The sequence below is a fragment of the Streptomyces flavofungini genome, assembly GCF_014650815.1.
Classification (GTDB): domain Bacteria; phylum Actinomycetota; class Actinomycetes; order Streptomycetales; family Streptomycetaceae; genus Streptomyces; species Streptomyces flavofungini.
The window spans coordinates 1-955 of sequence record NZ_BMVR01000063.1; the positions used below are offsets into that span (position 1 = coordinate 1).

General features: G+C 66.9%; 1 protein-coding gene. It reads left to right on the top strand.

The annotated features are described in order from the left end of the window. On the top strand, positions 1-955 hold a 955-nt coding region (locus IE274_RS39130), incomplete at both ends, for a sensor histidine kinase (RefSeq protein WP_229910126.1).

A 955-nucleotide genomic window follows, 5' to 3' on the forward strand; every position in this document is an offset into this window, starting at 1 on the left:
TGGTGCGGCGGGTGTGGCCGTTGTTTGTGTTGGGTGTGGCGACGGTGTCTGCGGTGTTGATGTCGTTGTCGGTGTGGTTGGTGCCGGGGTTGTTGGTGACGTCGGTGGATGGGTCGGGGGTGTGGGTGCCGTTGGCTGCGCCGTTCGCGGCGTATTCGGCGGTGGTGTATTCGTCGCGGCCGCGGGGTGCGTGGGTGTTGACGGGTGTGTTGACTGTGGTGGCGACGCGGTTGTGGGAGTTGTCGTTCGCGGTGGCGGCGTCGGGGGTGTTGTTGACGGCGGTGCCGGCGTTGTTGGGGATGTATGTGGCGGCGCGGCGGGGGTTGATTGTGGCGTTGACGGAGCGGGCTGAGCGGGCGGAGCGGGAGCAGTTTTTGTTGGCGGAGCGGGCGCGGGCGGAGGAGCGGGTGCGTCTTGCGGGGGAGATGCATGATGTGGTGACGCATCGGGTGTCGTTGATGGTGTTGCAGGCGGGGGCGTTGCGGGTGGTTTCTTCGGATGAGCGGGTGCGGGCGGAGGCGGAGGGTTTGCGGGCGGCTGGGTGTCAGGCGTTGGAGGAGTTGAGGGATTTGGTGGGGGTGTTGCGGTCTCCGGAGAGTGCGGTGGGGTTGGTGGGTGGTGTGGGTGATGACGGTGGTGTGGGGGTGGGTGATTGGGGTTTGTCGGTGTTGGTGGAGGAGTCGCGGGCGGTGGGGGTTGAGGTGGTGTTGAGTGAGTCGGGGGATCGTTCGGTGTCGTCTCCGGTGGTGGCGCGGACGGCGTATCGGATTGTGCAGGAGGCGTTGACGAATGTGCGGAAGCATGCGCCGGGGAGTGGGGTGCGGGTGGAGGTGCGGTATGAGGCGGATCGGGTGCGGTTGAGGGTGCGGAATTCGGCTCCGACGGCGGCGTTGGATCGGGAGTTGGCGTCGTCTGGTTCGGGGAGTGGGTTGAAGGGGTTGCGGCAGCGGGTGGA